The organism is Pseudomonas sp. 28 E 9 (assembly GCF_900004785.1).
In the GTDB taxonomy this organism is placed as follows: Bacteria; Pseudomonadota; Gammaproteobacteria; order Pseudomonadales; family Pseudomonadaceae; genus Aquipseudomonas; species Aquipseudomonas orientalis_A.
The window spans coordinates 17,779-36,242 of record NZ_CVTK01000030.1 but is presented as its reverse complement, the minus strand read 5'-3'; the positions used below and the strand labels follow the sequence as shown (position 1 = coordinate 36,242).

17 protein-coding genes are annotated in these 18,464 nt (G+C 50.7%); 16 read left to right on the top strand and 1 reads right to left on the bottom strand.

What is annotated here, in order from left to right:
- Positions 1-37: 37 nt before the first annotated feature.
- A complete protein-coding gene (locus BFQ00_RS06640; RefSeq protein WP_065933003.1) occupies positions 38-1,285 on the bottom strand; it encodes a hypothetical protein in 1,248 nt (415 codons plus the stop codon).
- 456 nt (positions 1,286-1,741) lie between these two features.
- Between BFQ00_RS06640 and BFQ00_RS06635 the strand changes: the two genes are divergently transcribed.
- From BFQ00_RS06635 to BFQ00_RS06560, 16 genes are all read left to right on the top strand, one after another.
- The gene (locus tag BFQ00_RS06635; protein WP_065933002.1) at positions 1,742-2,026 is read left to right on the top strand and encodes a hypothetical protein; all 285 of its coding nucleotides are present in this window, start codon (positions 1,742-1,744) and stop codon (positions 2,024-2,026) included.
- 131 nt (positions 2,027-2,157) lie between these two features.
- Positions 2,158-2,454, top strand: coding sequence for an integration host factor subunit beta (gene ihfB / locus BFQ00_RS06630; protein ID WP_065886416.1), 297 nt, complete (start codon positions 2,158-2,160; stop codon positions 2,452-2,454).
- Between the two features lie 20 nt (positions 2,455-2,474).
- The gene (locus BFQ00_RS06625; protein ID WP_065933001.1) at positions 2,475-2,714 is read left to right on the top strand and encodes a lipopolysaccharide assembly protein LapA domain-containing protein; all 240 of its coding nucleotides are present in this window, start codon (positions 2,475-2,477) and stop codon (positions 2,712-2,714) included.
- Positions 2,715-3,163: 449 nt separating this feature from the next.
- Entirely contained in the window at positions 3,164-4,438 is a 1,275-nt protein-coding gene (locus BFQ00_RS06620; RefSeq protein ID WP_065933000.1) for a Wzz/FepE/Etk N-terminal domain-containing protein, read from the top strand.
- Between the two features lie 444 nt (positions 4,439-4,882).
- A complete protein-coding gene (gene rffA, locus BFQ00_RS06615) occupies positions 4,883-6,028 on the top strand; it encodes a dTDP-4-amino-4,6-dideoxygalactose transaminase (protein ID WP_065932999.1) in 1,146 nt (381 codons plus the stop codon).
- The gene (locus BFQ00_RS06610) at positions 6,012-7,292 is read left to right on the top strand and encodes an O-antigen translocase (protein WP_065932998.1); all 1,281 of its coding nucleotides are present in this window, start codon (positions 6,012-6,014) and stop codon (positions 7,290-7,292) included. The genes rffA and BFQ00_RS06610 overlap by 17 nt, the downstream gene beginning before the upstream one ends.
- Positions 7,292-8,407, top strand: coding sequence for an EpsG family protein (locus BFQ00_RS06605; protein WP_065932997.1), 1,116 nt, complete (start codon positions 7,292-7,294; stop codon positions 8,405-8,407). The genes BFQ00_RS06610 and BFQ00_RS06605 overlap by 1 nt, the downstream gene beginning before the upstream one ends.
- Positions 8,408-8,424: 17 nt before the next feature.
- On the top strand, positions 8,425-9,636 hold the full coding sequence (locus BFQ00_RS06600) for a glycosyltransferase family 4 protein (RefSeq protein WP_065932996.1): 1,212 nt from the start codon (positions 8,425-8,427) through the stop codon (positions 9,634-9,636).
- Position 9,637: 1 nt separating this feature from the next.
- Entirely contained in the window at positions 9,638-10,876 is a 1,239-nt protein-coding gene (locus tag BFQ00_RS06595) for a glycosyltransferase family 4 protein (RefSeq protein WP_065932995.1), read from the top strand.
- Positions 10,877-10,885: 9 nt separating this feature from the next.
- Positions 10,886-11,743 (top strand): dTDP-4-dehydrorhamnose reductase family protein, encoded by an 858-nt coding sequence (locus BFQ00_RS06590; protein WP_065932994.1) that lies wholly within the window; start codon positions 10,886-10,888, stop codon positions 11,741-11,743.
- Positions 11,744-11,759: 16 nt separating this feature from the next.
- Positions 11,760-12,770: a polysaccharide biosynthesis protein gene (locus BFQ00_RS06585; RefSeq protein ID WP_065886424.1), complete on the top strand. Its 1,011-nt coding sequence runs from the start codon at positions 11,760-11,762 to the stop codon at positions 12,768-12,770.
- Positions 12,763-13,890: a non-hydrolyzing UDP-N-acetylglucosamine 2-epimerase gene (gene wecB, locus BFQ00_RS06580; RefSeq protein ID WP_057722891.1), complete on the top strand. Its 1,128-nt coding sequence runs from the start codon at positions 12,763-12,765 to the stop codon at positions 13,888-13,890. The genes BFQ00_RS06585 and wecB overlap by 8 nt, the downstream gene beginning before the upstream one ends.
- 14 nt (positions 13,891-13,904) lie before the next feature.
- The gene (locus tag BFQ00_RS06575) at positions 13,905-14,864 is read left to right on the top strand and encodes a UDP-glucose 4-epimerase family protein (RefSeq protein WP_083227304.1); all 960 of its coding nucleotides are present in this window, start codon (positions 13,905-13,907) and stop codon (positions 14,862-14,864) included.
- The gene (locus BFQ00_RS06570; RefSeq protein ID WP_065932992.1) at positions 14,861-15,889 is read left to right on the top strand and encodes an MraY family glycosyltransferase; all 1,029 of its coding nucleotides are present in this window, start codon (positions 14,861-14,863) and stop codon (positions 15,887-15,889) included. Before BFQ00_RS06575 ends, BFQ00_RS06570 begins: the two co-directional genes overlap by 4 nt.
- A gap of 92 nt (positions 15,890-15,981) precedes the next feature.
- Positions 15,982-17,976 carry a polysaccharide biosynthesis protein gene (locus BFQ00_RS06565; protein WP_065886427.1) on the top strand — a complete coding sequence of 665 codons (1,995 nt, stop codon included), beginning with the start codon at positions 15,982-15,984 and terminating at the stop codon, positions 17,974-17,976.
- A gap of 111 nt (positions 17,977-18,087) precedes the next feature.
- Positions 18,088-18,420 carry a ComEA family DNA-binding protein gene (locus BFQ00_RS06560; RefSeq protein ID WP_065932991.1) on the top strand — a complete coding sequence of 111 codons (333 nt, stop codon included), beginning with the start codon at positions 18,088-18,090 and terminating at the stop codon, positions 18,418-18,420.
- Positions 18,421-18,464: the final 44 nt, after the last annotated feature.

Here is an 18,464-nt window from a genome sequence, read left to right as displayed (position 1 = left end):
TATTTTGGTCTTGTTGGTGTGTGGGGTAGGCAAGCAGTTACCAAAATTTCGCATTGAAAAAAAGCTCTTGCTTGTAAAAAAATATTCCAAAAAGTGCATGCAAGAAAAACAGCATGAGGCTGAGTGAGTACTTTACTTTGTCTACGTTGCGAATCGTCAGATGTTGCCTGTTTTTAAATAAAAAGGCGACAGAGAAGAGGAATACCAGATAGAGCCCTATTTGCCCACTCCACCAGAAGTTTCCATCGTACATTCTCGACCCGCTTTCTGCGAAGAGATAGGTCAGCACCAAACCCATCAACAAGCAGCAGCAGGAAAAAACGACCGCTTTGTCTTGTATGAAAGCTCTTGGGTAGAATAAAAAAGTCAGCAGCGGAAACGCTATCGATAAAATCAGCTTCGGAAATAGGAAGTCTGAATAGTGAGCCATGGTTTCGAAGGGTAGAACAACAATATGGCTTTCAGGAGTTCCGGTGCCTTGGGAGAGATCCTGGAAGAAAAACGTTTGAAAAAACTGCAGGCCTAGCAAACCGACGATGGGAAGAAAAAACGCGAAATAGATATACTTGCTCATAAGTGCTGACTTGAGTTGGCGGGTGATCAGCAGAAAAAGTACAAAGGCGGGGAGTACGATCATCAAGAAACTTGGCTTTGAAATCCCACTGAGAAACAAGGCTAAAGCAAGTGCGAGCCCGTTGGTTAGCGTGTTGTGTTGCGGGTTGTCTACAGACTTGAGTGTATAACAGAATGCCAGGAGCGATAGAGGCTTGAGCAGCAGCATGGTAGGGCTGTGATAAATGCTTATTCCTATGTAGCCAAAGTAAAGATGTTGATCAATAGCGAAGAAAAGTTGTAAAGGCGTAATGATGAGCAGGCAGATCGAGAAAAATATTGCGGTCAACGTGGACGTATATGTTTTCAAGATGTTGTAATTTAAAACAGCAAGGAAAAATATTGAAAGTACTATGACCAGTGTGGACGACTGAGGGTAGCTGATGGCAAATGTTTTCTTGGTGAAGATGGCCAGCAGATGATAGAGCGGGTGAGGCAGTATCAGTTTTTGACCATTCTCCATGTCGGCTGCCCACTTCAAATGGGTCACATAGTCGTACGCGTTGGCAGACAGAGTGCTGATAAGAGGCTCAAATAATAGAATGCAAATTCCCAAGAGTATTGCATAAGCCACTAATTGAGTGGGGTACTTTGAATGGGGCGCGTCGGATATGGTTTTATCGTTTACCCTGCTATTTTTTTTAATTGGTTTAGCAGGTTTAAATAACGTCATTGCTGCTGCATCCCTTTGGCGTTCGTTGTGAAAATGCGGACCGGATTAGCTTGAATTATACCTTCTGAGCGATGCAGGTGCGCTTTTTGCTGGCTTCTCATCGTAAGGGCTTGCTACCCGATGGCGTTAGCGGCGCTGCTGCGCTGATCTTCCGAAGGTTACGGGATGTCCGTGCATGCATAGGCGATGTCGATTCGCATGTAACGCGGCTTACGACTGTCTATAGTCATCCTGTGTGTGGTGGATTTGTCGCGCACGAATCGGGATGCGCGCGCCGTCGAGACGCGGGGTCGGAGAGGGCGCATGATATAGAGACCGGGGCAATGACCGACCAGGCGCTTTCTGTCAGTTCTGAAATCAAGTGAATCAAATACCTAGAACTAACGCGTACGTCTCAAGGTCACAACTGGCTATAGTCTTTAACTGTTCCACATTGCCGATTCAATAAGGGGTTGAATGAACAGGTTTATTGTAGTGCTGGCAGTGCTGACGCTTACAGGCTGCTCCGCTACCAGCGCCAAGACTCATGCGATGCGGGGCGGCAGCGGTATTGAGATCGACTGCTCGGGTCTGGGAAATAAATGGGAAAAGTGCGATGCGCGTGCGATGCGTGAGTGCAAAGCGCGGGGTTACAAGGTCATCGCCCGGTCCAGTGAAGCCAAGGATGACGCCGAAGACTATCCGTTCGGTTGGAACCCGGCTGGCGCGCTTACGCGCACTATGTTGGTGATCTGTAATTGACGATTTGGGCGTTTACGGCCGTCCTGGAGTAGACAGGCAGATAAGTTAATACATGGGCTGTTCAAAATCCTCAGGTCATGCTAAAACCTTCGAAGCGATTTTCCTAGCTGCTTGAAAAAGAAGGGAAAAATATGACGAAGTCGGAGTTGATCGAACGAATTGTCACCCATCAAGGGCTGCTCTCATCCAAGGATGTCGAGTTGGCTATCAAGACTATGCTTGAGCAAATGTCCCAATGCCTGGCCACTGGGGATCGTATAGAAATCCGCGGCTTCGGTAGCTTTTCGCTGCATTACCGTGCACCGCGAGTAGGGCGTAACCCCAAGACTGGCCAGTCCGTCAGTCTTGACGGGAAGTTCGTTCCTCATTTCAAACCCGGTAAAGAGTTGCGCGACCGGGTAAATGAAGATGAGGAAGAGGGCATCTGATTGTTTGCCAGGAGTATGTTATGCGTCAGTTCAAGCGTATTTTCACTGTCATCATTGCTTCGATCGTTGCTCTCGCAATCGTAGGCTTTGTGCTTGAAAACCAACAGTCAGCTTCGCTTTCGTTCTTGGGGTGGTCCTCCGCCACGCTGCCTGTTTCAGTATTCGTTACGCTGGCACTGATACTCGGAATGTTACTGGGCCCAGTGCTGTTCCTCCTTTTCAAGCCTAGGCAGAGCCGAAGAAAGATGCCGGCGGCGTGACCTGGATCTGCTCCGTTCAGAGAGACAAGATGACCCGTAACGGGAACGGTTTGCCGTTTGTCGGATCAACTTGGTCGTTTTTCACATGGAAAGCGCTGATGTACACCCTATAAATGAATATCAGAATTCAAAGCGGCAGCTTTTTTGGTAGCGACTGCGGGTCGAATCCATTTTTCGATTAATGATAATGACAGTATTGAAGGGGAGCGGTTGCGCGCTGCTAGCTCTGCGGAAATATCCTACGCGCAGGCCGGAAGCGTCTCATTGACTTGTCAAGTCTTGCAATGTAGCGAAGAGATGGCAAAATGCAACATATTCTCGAGAACAGTCATTTTGTGCGCTCAAGGCCAGGCAGCGAAGCTGGGTCTCGTTGGGCGGTTGATGGAAAAATCACGCAAGATAGTCTGCATAACGAGCCCGCAGTTTCTCATTGAAGGCAGGTTTTTGTTGTGAGTAGTAGCTTCCGCGCCCCCCCTGTGCCCTCGACTGGTGAAGTCGACCTCTTTGCGCTATCTCAAATCGTCTGGCGACAGAAAAAAACAGTCCTGATAACCACTGCAGGCGTGGCGCTGCTCGCAGCGGCGTACGCATTCCTGGCGACTCCTGAATATCAGGTGAGCAGTGTTCTGAGGCCTGCCGCAATCAATGAACTGGATGCGTTAAATCGCTCAGAAGTTTACAAGCTGCCACCGAGTGAAGCGCTTTTAAAAGTTGGGGCTTCCCTTGAGTCTTATGAAACTCGCTTGAATTTTTTCAGAGCTAATCAGCAACTCTTTAGCGAGTTTGAGCGTCCAGGACGTACCCTTGAGCAGAGCTTTGAAGAGTTCAACCGTAATTCGATCAATTTGATCGTGCCGGACTTGAAAAAAGCTGAGTCGCTGAGCGCATACATCAAGCTTGAAATGAATTATCCGCAAGGCGTCGATGGTGTAAAAATTCTGAACGACTTCGTTCAGTATGCAATTGCCAGCGAGCGTAAGCAAATAGCCGCCGATATGGATGTCATTGTAAAAAACCGGCTTAACGAAATCACCGGTAAGTTTAACGCTGCACGAGCCAGTTATGAAACCGACAAGGAAGCAAAGATAGCTTCATTGCTTGAAGCCGATAATCTGAAGCGCGCACAACTGTTGGATGAATTGAAGGCCTTACGTGCCCAGTTGAAGACATTGCGTACCGATCGCATGTCGCAACTGTCTGAGGCAATCGGTATCGCCAAATCACTGGGCATTAACAAACCGACGACGCCTTCTTCGTTGGGAGACGCTGAGCGCGCAAGCTCGAACAGCGTGATGCGCACTGAAGTGAACAACCAGCAGATACCTCTTTATTTCATGGGGGTAGAGGCGCTCGAGGCAGAAAAGCGGGCACTCAATCAACGAAACTCCGATGACTTCGCTGAGGCGCGTATCGCCCAAATCGCCAAAGAACTCCAGCTGCTTCAGACCAATCGGCAAGTTGAAGTACTCAATCGCCGCGAAAACGAAGATATTTTCCTGGCCGGGGTTGAACCGCTGAGAGCGGAAATGGCGCGTTTGCGTAATTTGAATATCGATATGAGTCGCATAAAGTTAGTGGCTATCGACCGAGCCGCTATGGAGCCGTTGAGCGCAATAAAGCCCAAGAAGTCGCTCGTTATTATAGGTGGCATTATTGCAGGTTTGGTTCTCGGTATTGCCCTCGTGTTGTTCTCCAGTGTTTTTCGCTCCAAGAGGCTTGCGTAGAGGTGACTCCTGGAGCACACCTTGCTAGGCGGGCCAGCAAGCACCTGCAAAAATGCGGCCCTCAGTTGCGGTGGGTGATGGCTAATCGCTCTCTATCTGTAACGGGCCTGAGATTCGGCTGATTTGTTTGGTCGCCATAGGCGATTATGCTATTGCGCCAGGAAAAACAAGTTTAAAATTGCCTATACATTTTGAAGCGCCTGTCAGCAGCGTCCAGCTGCGGAATCGTGCGTAAGGTTGCTGACAGTATTGGCGAGGTGTGGAGAGGTTATGGCTTATCAAACAAGCAGCTGGCTCAGGCAGGCTTCAAGAAGCTTGGTAAAAATGTGAAATCAGCGGCCGATCCAGCATTTATAACGCTGATAAATGGGATAGGCGATTTTTCGCGAAATACGTGTTTTTGTCATTTCAGGCAACGTTAATAAAGAATTTATGGTGAGTTCGATGAAAGTTCCATTCAATAAGCCGCCTTATACCGGTAATGAGGATCAATATGTCACTCGCGCTATGCGCAGCGCGAAGATGTCAGGGGATGGAGACTTCACGATAAGTTGCCAGCGCTGGTTCGAAGAAACTTTTTCTTGCAAAAAGGCATTATTGACGCCCTCTTGCACCCAAGCCCTTGAAATGGCGGCAATACTGGTCGATATACAGCCGGGTGATGAAGTGATCATGCCCAGCTACACATTTGTAAGTACCGCTAATGCCTTCGTGTTGCGCGGGGCAAAAATTGTATTTGTCGATATTCGTCCCGATACTATGAATATTGATGAAACATTGATTGAAGCGGCCATTACGAAAAAAACCAAGGTCATCGTGCCAGTTCATTACGCAGGCGTGGCTTGTGAAATGGACACCATCATGGACATAGCAGATCGACATGAATTGTTTGTTGTCGAGGATGCGGCGCAGGGCATGATGTCCACCTATAAAGGGCGCAAGTTGGGCACTATTGGTCATCTGGCTGCTTATAGTTTTCATGAGACAAAAAACTATACCAGCGGTGGCGAGGGTGGCTTGCTACTTATCAACGACGAGCGCTTTATCGGGCGCGCTGAAATTATCCGTGAAAAGGGCACTAACCGTAGCCAGTTTTTCAGAGGGATGATCGATAAGTATACGTGGGTGGATATTGGCAGCAGTTACCTGCCTGGTGAACTTCAAGCGGCCTATCTATTCGGTCAATTGGAACGGGCGGACGCAATCAACGAGTTCCGATGCAATGTGTGGAATCGCTACAATGCTGCTTTTAAAGATCTAGTCGATGCCGAACTAATCGAAACGCCGTCAGTTCCTGAGAACTGTGTGGCTAACGCGCACATGTTTTACATCAAGGTCAAGGACATCGTCGCTCGTACAGCAGTACTTAAGCACCTGAACGCCTCCGGCGTAGGAGGGGTTTTTCATTATGTGCCTCTGCACAGCGCACCGGCGGGTATTCTGTTGGGACGTTTTAATGGTGAAGATCGTTTTACCACTAAGGAAAGTGAGCGCCTCCTTCGCCTGCCGATCTGGTACGGGATGTCAGACGTTGAAATTCAGCACGTCATTGATTCTGTTATAGGTGCAGTTAATGCCGCCGGTCGGTAAATTATACGAGAAAAGGGCGGGACTGCTGGCGGGCGCTTTTTTTACGAGCGCCGCTCAAGCATCAAAAATCCTGGTAGGTTTCTGCGTTCTTAAGCTGATTGCCTTGTATTTGGGTGCAGATGGCCTCGGGAAATTAGGGCACTTTATGAGCCTGGTCTCCATCGCGGTCTTGTTGGCGGGGGGGGGATTAGGGCACGGTGTCATCAAATATGTAGCCGAGTTCAAGGACAGCAAGTTCAAACTGAACAGGCTGTTTTCTACCTCGGTATTCTATGCCCTGGGGGCCTCCATACTTGTCTTGGTGGCCTTGTTTTCATTTGCCGAGAAGATATCGGTCCTGGTGTTTGGAGAGGCTCGCTTCTACTGGGTGATCCTGTGCCTTGCAATCGCGCAGGTTGCATTCGCGTTCAATATTCTATTTTCCGGTTTCTTCAATGGGCTTGGTAAACTGAATGTGAATGCGCTGGTGCAGGTTGTTTCAAACATCCTGGCACTTCCATTGATATGGTTTTTGATTTCAAGCTATAAAATGCCAGGTGCGGCGATTGCAATGCTTGCGATTTTTGTCATGCCGATCACTGTGTCTTTATTTTTTGTCAAGGGCATGCCGCTGCTCAGAATGCTCAAGTGGCGAAAGTTTGATGTTGAAATAGGAAAAGGGTTTACCAGGTTCGGGTTGATGCTGCTGGTGAGTGCGGTCATGTTTCCCGTTGTGGAAATTGTTATCAGGGAATCGCTGATCACGGACGTGGGCTACAGAGAGGCAGGGATATGGCAAGGAAGTATAAAGCTCTCAAGTGCTTATATTGGTTTTTTTAGCGTCTTCTTGGCGTCCTACTACATGCCCCTTATTTCGGCGACGCGAGAAAAGAAGGCGATAACACGTCAAGTTATAAAGTTTATGTCGCTGGTAATGGGCGGCTTCCTTATCGGTGGGAGTGTGCTTTATTTTGGTCGGCATTTCTTCATCCCACTGCTGCTGTCCTCCGAGTTTCATGAGTTGGAAAGTTATATAATTTATCAATTGGTGGGCGATTTTTTCAAGGTTTCAGCATACGTGATCGGTTTCGTGGCAGTGGCCAAGGCAGCGACCAAGTTATATATATTGTCTGAAGTTGTTCAGGCGCTGCTTTTTGTCGGACTCACATTTTCGCTTGGAAAAAACATCGGTGGTATTTACGGCGTAATGTACGCCTATATGATGGCTTACATCATATTTTTTGTCGTTTCTATCATCGGCTTTGCCTGCTGGGCGCGAAGATAATGGAATTTGAATTTACTCTCCCGTTGTACTTGGCCTATGGCTTTTTAGTGCTCGTGGCGGCATTTGATACGTTAAGTGATAGAAAACTACCGGCGATAGTAATTTCTGTGCTGATGGCCATCCCGCTTGTTTTTTTGGCTACGTTCAGAGCAGTTGGCGTTGGCAGCGATGATGCCGCGTATCTTGAGATGCTCTATCAGATACCGTCGGTATTGGATTGCCAGAACGTATATTGCGATTATAGCTACGGGACGTTTAATGTCGAGTTCGGCTTTTTTATGTTCCTGTCAGTATTGGCGGCACTCGGTAAAAACTCAGCTGTACTATTCGGTTTCAGCTCGTTAATTGCGGTTACGTTAAACGTTCGCAGTATCAGGTATTTTTCTCCTTATTTTGCGCTGGCAGTGCTGGTTTACTTCACGCATTTTTACCTGGCCAAGGAACTCAATGCAATACGACTGGGTCTGGCATCTGGTTTGCTATTCCTGGCAGCAACTTATCTGGATCAACGAAAGTACAAAGTGATGACGATGCTGATCGTTGTCGCGACGTTAGTTCATGTGTCGTCGGTGCTTTTCATTGTGCCAGTGGGGCTGTATTTTTTTCGACCGAAACGCAGTTTATATCTTTTAGTCAGTGCTGTTCTGCTGGCGATCGCTGCGGCCATTGACCTTAAAGCTGTGCTGCGTCAGATGGCACTCTTCGGTTTTGTAGGCGATAAAATCGAACTGTACCTCAATGCCGATATGTACAGCTACTCATTGCCGCTTTTTGACATGGTGAACATTAAGAACTTGCTGGTTGTCATCGCAGGCCTTGTATTTTGGAAAAAGTTGGAAAATCGATATCAGAGTTTCAATCTGATTTTCTGTGTTTTTTATTGTGCGGCCTTTTTACGTATTGTGTTGGGCGATTTCGCGATCCTCGCCGGTCGGGGCTACGCAAGTATTTCGATGTTTGAGTACGTGCTGATCCCCATGATCGCTGTGCAGGTGTGCGGCAAAAAAATAGGCTTTTTGCTAGTGGCGGCTTACACCTTTGCTACTTTGTACCTGAACCTCAATAGCAATTCAGGGTGGTCAGGTGGGTCCGAAGTGTTCTTCGATTTCTTATAGATTATGGTTGAGGGTGTATGAAAAGTATATTGTTTGTAATGGGAGGGCTCGCTATGGGCGGGGTTGAGACGTACGTGGTCAGATTGGCCAAGTATCTCAAGCTGTCCGGGCACTCCATTAGCGTGACTTTGCTGTCCGATAAGTATGATAAGGGCCTGTTCGACGAACTTTCCCAACACGCGACAATTAATATTGTAGAGCATGTTCCGTTTTTGTCTGCGTCCAGTTGGATCAACGCGTTGATGCCGGCAAAAACAGATGCAACTGTTTACGATATTGTTCATGCGGTAGATCTGCTGACGTTGGCGTATGTTTATTTAAACAAAGATCAGTTGAATTTTAAATCGGTCAGTGTCGGCATTTATCACTCAAAGGAGATAAGTTGGTGGCGCGGTCGCAATATCTATTTCAGGAAAAAAATGTTGGAGTTGTATGATCGCAACGTCCACCTCACATTATTTCCTAACGAAAGAACGGCTGAAATGGCTGCGGAATTCAGTGGTTCCGATGTGTCGAGCCTCGATATTCTACCGTTGGGTATTTCTTTTGAAAGCTACAGTGCTCGCCAGCCGCTCCAATCATCCTTGCGTATAGTTTCCGTTGGTCGTTTGGTTGACTTCAAGATCTACAATCGCCATGTCATCTCGCAGCTGGCTGAGCTTCGCAAACTCGCCGATTTTGAGTACTTCATATATGGCGATGGCCCTGAGCGCAGCGCGCTGGTTGCCTTGGCTCAGTCGCACGGCGTTGAGGCCCACGTGCATTTTTGTGGTGAGGTAGATTACGCCGAACTGCCTTCTATCCTGGATGGGGCGTTTTGCTTTGTAGGGTCGGGGACGACGATCATCGAAGCCTCGGCGGCTGGTATTCCCTCTGTCGTCGGCATTGAGTCGATTGAGAAACCGCTCACGTGTGGTCTGTTTTCGGACGTTGTGGGATATTCCTATAACGAAGAGTCCGCGACCACCAACCGCGTGGGGATTTTTGATACCATTGCAGCGCTGCACGCGATGAGTCCTTCCGAGTACATGCAGGTTTCCGAGCGTCACCGTACGAAGGCCAAGCTTTTTGACATACTGGAAACCTCTGCTCAGTTTGTAGAGAAATCCAATCGCGCCCCTCGTTTCGATATTAAAATTAACCGGTGGGTTGCGATGGTTTCATTCATTAAATCTGTGATTTTTTTGGGGCCTAAAGCGCTCAAATCCAGATTCGATAGTGTGAACTGACATGTCTCTAACTATAGCAATCGTTACTCAGTATTTTTATCCTGAGAGCTTTATCATCAATGATATTGTTGAAGAGCTGGCGTCGCTTGGCCATACCGTAGAAGTATTTACGGGACAACCTAATTATCCGGACGGTAATACCTACGAAGGCTATGAGAGCGATTCGTGCAGCGAGCACCTTTATAAAGACTCGATAAAGGTCCATCGTGCACCGTTAAGGCCACGTCGTGCAGGCGGTGCCAAGAATCTGATCCTTAACTACCTGTCATTTGTAGTTAATGGCATCAAGCATTTTCCAAAGCAAAATGCGGGAAAAAAATTCGACGCTATCATTGTGTTCGCCGTGTCTCCCATCACTGCTGCGATCCCCGCAATCGTATTGAAACGCTCTACGAATGCGCACCTGATGATCTGGGTGCAGGATTTGTGGCCCGAAACGCTGAAAGCAACCGGGTTTATAAAGAACCACTGGGCGCTGAAAGCGGTGGGTGTGCTGGTTCGGTTCATATATGCCAAGGCAGATACCGTATTGGTACAGTCTGAAGCCTTTATATCGTCTGCCGAAAAGTATGTGGACAGAAGCAAGCTTGTTTATTATCCCAACTCCTATCGGCTATCACCCGCGCCGCCAGCAGGCGCCGTCAGTGTTTTACCTGATGAAATCAATCGGCTGCTAACCTCCAATTTTTGCATCGTGTTTGCTGGCAATCTCGGATTTGCGCAATCTTTGGAAACTATCGTCGATGCGGCGAAAGCCCTGACTCACCTTGGTTGCAAGATCGTGGTGGTTGGCAGTGGTAGCCGTCTTGAATGGATGAATGAGCAAAAGCGTCTGCATGCGCTGCATAACCTGGAGTTGGTGGGGCGTTTGCCATCTGAATCAATGCCGGAATTATTCTCCAAGAGTGAAGTCCTGTTGGTGACGCTCAAAAAGGACGAAATATTCACCCTGACCATTCCCAGCAAAGTCCAGGCCTATATGGCAGCAGGCAAGCCCATCTTGGCCGCCCTTGACGGCGAGGGTGCGAGAGTCGTGCAGTTGGCGGGCGCCGGCCTTTGCTCTCCCGCAGGTGACGCGGCTGCGCTGGCGAGTAACATCGAAGAAATTTATCGCAGCGAGCCCGAAAAAAGAAGCGCCTACGGGGCCGCAGGGTATCGCTTTTTCTGTGATAATTACGAAATGAAAAGCCAATGCCACCGGTTGGTCGAAATTATTCAAGATCGAATTAAAAATACCTAGAGATCCAATATGAAAATTTTAGTGCTGGGTGTGACAGGGATGCTCGGAAGTGCTGTTTTCAAGTACATCGCCAGCCATACCTCACATAGTGTGTTTGGCACCATGCGTGGTAGAGGGGGGCGTAAGTACTTCGATGAGAAGTACGCAGAAAACTTCTATTCCGATGTTGATGTCCTGGACTACGAAGCCTTGGTCGGTGTCTTCGAGCAGGCACGTCCGGATGTCGTTATCAACTGCGTGGGCTTGATCAAGCAGTTAGCCCAGGCCAAGGACCCGCTGTCGACGTTGCCGCTCAACTCGATGCTGCCGCATCGCCTGTCGAAGTTGTGCGCGCTTATTGGCGCCCGGCTTGTCCATGTCAGTACCGACTGCGTCTTCACAGGCGAGAAGGGAATGTATTTGGAGTCTGATATTTCAGACGCGGTCGACTTGTACGGAAAGTCCAAGTTTATTGGTGAAATTCAAGACCAACCTCACGCCATCACCTTGCGCACCTCAATCATTGGCCATGAGCTGGCAAGCAGTGCTTCGCTGGTTGACTGGTTCCTTTCCCAGGAAGGTGCCGTAAAAGGTTTTACGAAAGCCATATTCTCGGGTGTGCCGACCTCAGAACTCGCTCGCATCATTACCGATTTCGTGATTCCCAATCCGCAGCTGTTCGGTCTCTATCATGTTTCCGCTGAGCCTATCGATAAATTCACGTTGCTGAATGAAATCGCGAAGATTTATGAAAAGAAAATCGACATTGTGCCGGATGACCATCTAGCTATTGATCGGTCTCTGGACTCTACGCGATTCCGCCAGGCTGTGGGCTACGTTCCGCCTGCTTGGCCAGACCTTATTCAATTTATGCGCGCTCAGCGATAATTAGGAGATTTTACAGATGTTCGATAATAAAGTTTTGATGATTACCGGCGGTACCGGTTCGTTTGGTAACACCGTGCTGAAGCGATTTCTCGATACCGATGTTAAAGAAATCCGTGTGTTCAGCCGTGACGAAAAGAAACAGGAAGACATGCGCATTGCGCTGGGTAACGACAAGGTAAAGTTTTACATCGGTGATGTGCGTGACTATGCCAGTATTTCCCAGGCGATGGTCGGGGTCAATTACATCTTTCACGCCGCTGCGCTCAAGCAAGTTCCCTCCTGCGAGTTCTATCCGATGGAAGCGGTCAAAACCAACGTGATGGGCACGGAAAACGTGCTGAACGCGGCGATCGCCAACAATGTAGAACGCGTAGTGGTTCTAAGCACGGATAAAGCCGTCTACCCAATCAATGCGATGGGTATTTCCAAAGCCATGGCGGAAAAGCTGGTCGTTGCCAAGTCCCGGATGATTCCGCAAAACGGTCCTGTCATTTGTTCCACGCGCTATGGCAACGTTATGGCTTCCCGAGGTTCGGTGATCCCCCTGTTCATCAATCAGTTGAAGCAGGGCGGCGAACTGACGGTAACTGACCCCAACATGACCCGTTTCCTCATGTCCCTGGAAGATTCGGTTGATTTGGTTTTGCATGCTTTTGAATATGCCGAACAAGGCGATATTTTCGTACAAAAGGCGCCTGCATCGACCGTCGAAGATTTGGCTCAAGCGCTCAAAGAGCTGTTCAAGTGCATGAATTCGATCAAGGTGATCGGCACGCGTCACGGCGAGAAGCTTTACGAGTCGTTGATTTCTCGCGAAGAAATGGCCAAGGCAGAAGACATGGGCCGTTACTACCGGATCCCTGCGGACAATCGCGACCTGAACTATGAGAAATATTTCGTAGAGGGTGAAACGCATATTTCGGAGTTGGACGACTACACATCACACAATACTGAACGCCTGGACGTTGAGGGTGTTAAAGCGCTGCTGATGAAGTTGGAGTTTGTTCGGGAGCAACTCAATGCTTAAAGTCATGACCCTGGTGGGCACTCGGCCGGAACTCATCAAAATGAGCCGCGTGATCGCAGAACTGGACAAACAGACCCACCATATTTTGGTGCATTCCGGTCAGAACTACGATTATGAGCTTAACCAGGTATTTTTTGATGACCTGGATATTCGCAAGCCCGACCATTTCCTGGGTGCTGTAGGTGATACTGCGGCCCAGACGATCGCTCAGGTTATTGCTAAATCGGATGAGTTGTTCGAGTCGGAAAAGCCGGATGCACTCCTGCTCTACGGGGATACCAATACCTGTCTGGCTGTCATTTCTGCCAAGCGCAGAAAAATCCCGGTTTTCCATATGGAAGCGGGTAACCGTTGCTTCGACCAGCGCGTGCCCGAGGAGCTGAATCGCAAGGTTCTCGACCACCTCAGCGATATAAACATGGTGCTGACCGAACACGCCCGCCGCTATCTTCTGGATGAGGGCGTGCGCCCGGAAACGATCATCAAGACCGGGTCGCACATGGCAGAAGTCCTCGACTTCTACATGCCCAAGATCCAAGCCTCCGATGTACTGGCTCGCGAAGGGTTGACCTCCGGTGGCTTCTTTATTGTCAGCACGCATCGTGAAGAGAACGTAGATACCCCGGATAATCTTCGGGATCTGATTGGTTCGCTGAAGGCACTGGCCGACGAGTACAAGCTGCCTATTATTGTTTCCACACACCCAAGGACGCGTAAGCGCCTTGAAGCATTGGGTGAGTCGCTTGACCATCCACTGATTCGCTTCGTTAAGCCGTTCGGTCTGCTCGACTACATCAAGTTGCAGATGGAAGCGTTTTGCATTCTGTCCGACAGCGGCACCATCACTGAAGAAGCGTCTTTGCTGAACCTGCCGGCGGTGACGATTCGCAACGCTCACGAGCGGCCAGAAGGCATGGATGAAGGCACGCTTATCATGTGTGGCCTGACGACTGATCGCGTGCTCAACGCTGTCAGGGTCGTGACCAGCCAGCATGTACGTGGCGAACGAGTGATGTCGGTGGTAGGCGATTATTTGGGGGGCGCCGTCTCCAAAAAAGTCGTGCGCATTGTGCACAGCTATACCGATTATATTAATCGCACCGTTTGGTCTAAATCCTAAACAAGGAGTTTGGTGTGCGCATATTTGTGACTGGGGCATCTGGATTTGTTGGTAGCCGGTTGGTCCAAGTGTTATCCGCTCGTACAGATGTTCAGGTCACGGTTGCCGTCAGAGACCCCGGTTTTTCCTGTCCTGGCGCCGATCAAGTGGTTCAATTCGACGACCTGTCGAGCGCTGATTTTTCGGGCGTTCTGACCGGGGTTGAGGCGGTTGTTCATTGCGCGGCCCGCGTTCATGTGATGAACGATGCCGAGGCCGATCCGCTTGAAGCCTTTCGCCGCGTCAATGTCCAGGGCACCCTGGCCCTGGCGCATCAGGCGGCGCAGGCTGGTGTGCGACGCTTTGTGTTCCTCAGTTCAATCAAGGTCAACGGTGAAGGCACGGTCTTGGGCGCGCCTTATACCGCCGATCAGCCGCCGGCACCGTCGGACCCTTACGGCATATCGAAGATGGAGGCCGAACAGGGTCTCCTGGAATTGGCTGCAACGACAGGGATGGAAGTGGTGATCATCCGTCCGGTGCTGGTTTATGGTCCGGGTGTAAAAGCCAACTTCCTGAGCATGATGCGTTGGCTGCACAAAGGTGTGCCATTGCCTTTCGGCGCCATTCATAACGCGCGCAGTCTGGTCGCGCTGGATAACCTGGTTGATCTTTCGATTACCTGCATCACTCATCCAGCCGCCGCCAACCAGATATTCATGGTCAGTGATGGCGAGGATCTTTCAACCACTGTTTTATTACGCAAAATGGCGTCCGCGCTGGGCAAACCCGCGCGTCTTCTTCCCGTTCCTGCCTCGTTGCTGAGTGCGGCCGCAATTACCCTGGGCAAACGCAGTCTGTCCCAACGGTTGTGCGGTTCCTTGCAGGTCGATATTGGGAAGACGCGTGCCCTTTTAGGCTGGACGCCTCCGCTGTCGGTTGACGAGGCGCTCAAGGTCACGGCGTCTGCTTATATGGAAAGTCAAAACACATGAGTTATTGGTGGATCGTTCCGGTTGTTGCGTTTGTCTCGTTTGTCATGACCGCTGTGCTTAGGCGCTACGCGTTATCTCGAAGCATCATTGATATACCGAACGCACGGAGTTCACATTCTGTTCCTACGCCAAGGGGCGGCGGGGTAGCCATTGTATTGGCCTTTCTTGCGGTACTCCCGCTGGTCGGGTGGCTGGACCTGGTCCCGTGGCCTTCGCTCGTCGCAGCAGGCGGCGCCGGCGTGGTAATAGCCGTCCTGGGCTTTATGGATGACCATGGGCACATTGCAGCTCGCTGGCGTTTGGCAGGGCATTTTGCAGCGGCGGCATGGGCGTTGTTCTGGATCAACGGACTGGCTCCGCTGAACATATTCGGATGGGCCCTGGATCTGGGGCTTGTGGGTACTGTGCTGGCGGCTGTCTATATCGTCTGGATGCTCAATCTCTACAATTTCATGGATGGAATTGACGGTATCGCCAGCGTGGAAGCGATTTGCGCCTGCCTGGGCGCCTGTTTGCTTTACGTATTGGGCGGTCACCCGCAGATGATCTGGCTGCCGTTATTGCTGGCGGCGGCAGTGGGGGCATTTCTGGTTTGGAACTTTCCACCGGCCAAAATTTTCATGGGGGATGCCGGTAGCGGTTTCCTGGGGATTACCTTGGCGTTCTTCTCACTGCAGGCAGCCTGGGTCAAATCGGATTTTTTCTGGGCATGGTTGATTTTACTCGGCGTATTCGTCGTCGACGCGACCTGCACGCTTGTTCGTCGATTGGTAAGGGGTGATAAGGTTTACGAAGCGCATCGCAGTCATGCTTATCAATTTGCCTCGCGCAAATATGGCAAGCACTTGCCAGTGACCATGGCCGTTGCTGCCATCAACGTTCTTTGGCTTTTGCCTATTGCGGCGGGTGTAGTCTTGAGCGGATGGGATGGTACGTGGGCGCTGGTTGTCGCCTACTTGCCGTTGGTCGCGCTGGCGATAAAGTTTCATGCCGGCGAGCTCGAGATGACGGTCGCGCAGAAGTAAAGGTTATCGTAGTCGATCGGCGAGTCCTGAAAAGCCCGTGGATGGCTTTGCAGTATTAGGCATTGGAATGTACAGAGGTGTTCGAAGGGGTTATGGATAAGTTACGGGCGTTCTTAGTCGGTTTGCCTCGACGCAAAAAGCGGCTGATTCAGGTCAGTACCGATGTAATGGTGGTCTGGGCTGCATTGTGGCTTGCTTTCGTCGTACGTCTGGGCGTCGATGAAATGGCTAATCCAATCATCGCTCACCTTTGGCTGTTTATTGCCGCACCGGTCGTGGCGATACCCCTGTTCATTCGTTTCGGTATGTACCGAGCGGTGATGCGGTATTTCGGTAACGATGCGCTGATTGCGATTATCAAGGCGGTCAGTCTTTCATCGCTGATTCTCGGCGTGGTCGTATATTGGTACAGCAATCACCAGAATGTGGTCCCGCGCTCGATCATTTTCAACTATTGGTGGCTCAGCCTGATCATGGTGGGCGGCCTGCGTCTGGCGATGCGCCAATACTTCCTGGGTGACTGGTTTACGGCGGCTCAGCACGTTCCGTTCACTAGCCGGGAAGATGGTCTGCCGCGCGTTGCTATTTATGGCGCGGGCGCAGCCGGCAACCAATTGGTCGCGGCGTTGAGGATGGGCAGGGTGATGCGCCCTGTTGCGTTTATCGACGACGATGAAAGCATCACTGATCGCGTCATTTCGGGTCTGCAGGTGTACAAGGCCAAACATATCCAGCGAATGATCGATACCACTGGCGCCCAGGAAATACTGTTGGCCATCCCTTCCTCCAACCGTGGGCGTCGCCGTGAAATCCTCGGTTTCCTCGAAGGCTTCCCGCTCCACGTACGAAGCGTTCCGGGTTTCATGGACCTGGCCAGCGGTCGCGTCAAGGTCGATGACATCCAGGAAGTCGACATCGCCGACTTGCTGGGTCGCGACACGGTGCCTGCACAGGACGAGCTCCTGGAACACTGCATCAAGGGCCAGACTGTTCTGGTCACTGGCGCAGGCGGTTCGATCGGTTCCGAGTTGTGCCGGCAGATTCTGGCGTTGCGTCCGACGACGCTGCTGTTGTTCGAACACAGTGAGTTCAATCTCTACAGCATCCTGTCGGAACTTGAGCAGCGCGTGGTCCGTGAGTCGTTGCCCGTCAAGTTATTGCCCATCCTTGGTTCTGTGCGTAACCAGTCCAAACTGCTGGATGTGATGAAAACCTGGCGCGTGGATACGGTTTATCATGCCGCAGCGTACAAGCATGTACCGATGGTTGAGCACAACATCGCAGAAGGTGTGCTGAACAACGTCATCGGGACGTTGAATACTGCCCAGGCCGCACTTCAAGTTGGTGTTTCCAACTTTGTTCTGATCTCTACGGACAAAGCCGTACGCCCGACCAATGTCATGGGCAGTACCAAGCGTTTGGCCGAACTGACCCTGCAGGCGCTCAGTCGTGAACTGGCTCCCGTATTGTTCGGTGACAAGTCGAATGTCTCACGCGTCAACAAGACCCGTTTCACGATGGTTCGTTTCGGCAATGTACTGGGTTCTTCGGGCTCGGTGATTCCGCTCTTTCACAAGCAGATCAAGTCTGGCGGCCCATTGACGGTCACCCATCCGAAGATCACGCGTTACTTCATGACGATCCCTGAAGCGGCGCAGTTGGTGATTCAGGCAGGCTCCATGGGCCTGGGCGGTGATGTGTTTGTGCTGGACATGGGCGAGCCGGTGAAGATTGTCGAGCTGGCCGAAAAAATGATTCATCTGTCCGGCCTGAGCGTGCGTTCCGAAAAGAATCCCCATGGCGATATTGCCATCGAATTCTCCGGCCTGCGTCCCGGCGAAAAGCTTTACGAAGAATTGCTGATTGGCGACAACGTCGTCGCGACCCAGCACCCGATGATCATGAGTGCCAACGAAGATTATCTGTCATGGGAAGTCCTCAAGGGCAAGCTCACTGAGTTGCTTGCAGCGGTGGATGAAGACGATTACACCCGCGTCCGCCAGCTTCTGCGCGACACGGTCAGCGGCTATGCGCCCGACGGCGAAATCGTTGACTGGATCTATCAGCAACGTCGCCTGGAGCCGTGAGTTAACACCCTGTTACTCAACCGCTTTTGACACCCTCCAACCATCGCCTAAGTTAGAAAAGCAGCTTCGGAAAAGCTGCTTTTCTCTTACCGATGTCATGGAGCGTCACCGATGCAAAACACCTACGTTTCCTCCCTTGTCTTTGCCTTCCTCGCCAGCCTCTCTGTCGCCACCACCGCAGCCCCATCCGTCAAACCTGAAGCCCCAATCCCCATCTCCGCGCAAATGATCAAAGCCGAGCAATCCGCCAAGGTCAACCTCAACGCGGCCGATGCTGAAACCCTGCGACGCGATTTGTTCGGTATCGGCGCCGCCAAGGCGAAAGCGATCGTAGCTTTTCGCGAAAGCAATGGCCCGTTCACTGCGGTGGATGAGTTGCTGGAGGTAAAGGGTATTGGCAAGGCCCTGCTGGAGAAGAATCGCGACAGGTTGGTTATCAACTGAAGGACGTAGCCAGGAAGGCCGATCATTGATCGGCCTTTTAGCCT

What these genes read in the sequence shown, in the direction of transcription:
- BFQ00_RS06640 (WP_065933003.1), bottom strand. Translation starts at nt 1,285, where the DNA reads ATGACGTTATTTAAACCTGCTAAACCAATTAAAAAAAATAGCAGGGTA.
- BFQ00_RS06635 (WP_065933002.1), top strand. Translation starts at nt 1,742, where the DNA reads ATGAACAGGTTTATTGTAGTGCTGGCAGTGCTGACGCTTACAGGCTGC.
- ihfB (WP_065886416.1), top strand. Translation starts at nt 2,158, where the DNA reads ATGACGAAGTCGGAGTTGATCGAACGAATTGTCACCCATCAAGGGCTG.
- BFQ00_RS06625 (WP_065933001.1), top strand. Translation starts at nt 2,475, where the DNA reads ATGCGTCAGTTCAAGCGTATTTTCACTGTCATCATTGCTTCGATCGTT.
- rffA (WP_065932999.1), top strand. Translation starts at nt 4,883, where the DNA reads ATGAAAGTTCCATTCAATAAGCCGCCTTATACCGGTAATGAGGATCAA.
- BFQ00_RS06610 (WP_065932998.1), top strand. Translation starts at nt 6,012, where the DNA reads ATGCCGCCGGTCGGTAAATTATACGAGAAAAGGGCGGGACTGCTGGCG.
- BFQ00_RS06605 (WP_065932997.1), top strand. Translation starts at nt 7,292, where the DNA reads ATGGAATTTGAATTTACTCTCCCGTTGTACTTGGCCTATGGCTTTTTA.
- BFQ00_RS06600 (WP_065932996.1), top strand. Translation starts at nt 8,425, where the DNA reads ATGAAAAGTATATTGTTTGTAATGGGAGGGCTCGCTATGGGCGGGGTT.
- BFQ00_RS06595 (WP_065932995.1), top strand. Translation starts at nt 9,638, where the DNA reads ATGTCTCTAACTATAGCAATCGTTACTCAGTATTTTTATCCTGAGAGC.
- BFQ00_RS06590 (WP_065932994.1), top strand. Translation starts at nt 10,886, where the DNA reads ATGAAAATTTTAGTGCTGGGTGTGACAGGGATGCTCGGAAGTGCTGTT.
- BFQ00_RS06585 (WP_065886424.1), top strand. Translation starts at nt 11,760, where the DNA reads ATGTTCGATAATAAAGTTTTGATGATTACCGGCGGTACCGGTTCGTTT.
- wecB (WP_057722891.1), top strand. Translation starts at nt 12,763, where the DNA reads ATGCTTAAAGTCATGACCCTGGTGGGCACTCGGCCGGAACTCATCAAA.
- BFQ00_RS06570 (WP_065932992.1), top strand. Translation starts at nt 14,861, where the DNA reads ATGAGTTATTGGTGGATCGTTCCGGTTGTTGCGTTTGTCTCGTTTGTC.
- BFQ00_RS06565 (WP_065886427.1), top strand. Translation starts at nt 15,982, where the DNA reads ATGGATAAGTTACGGGCGTTCTTAGTCGGTTTGCCTCGACGCAAAAAG.
- BFQ00_RS06560 (WP_065932991.1), top strand. Translation starts at nt 18,088, where the DNA reads ATGCAAAACACCTACGTTTCCTCCCTTGTCTTTGCCTTCCTCGCCAGC.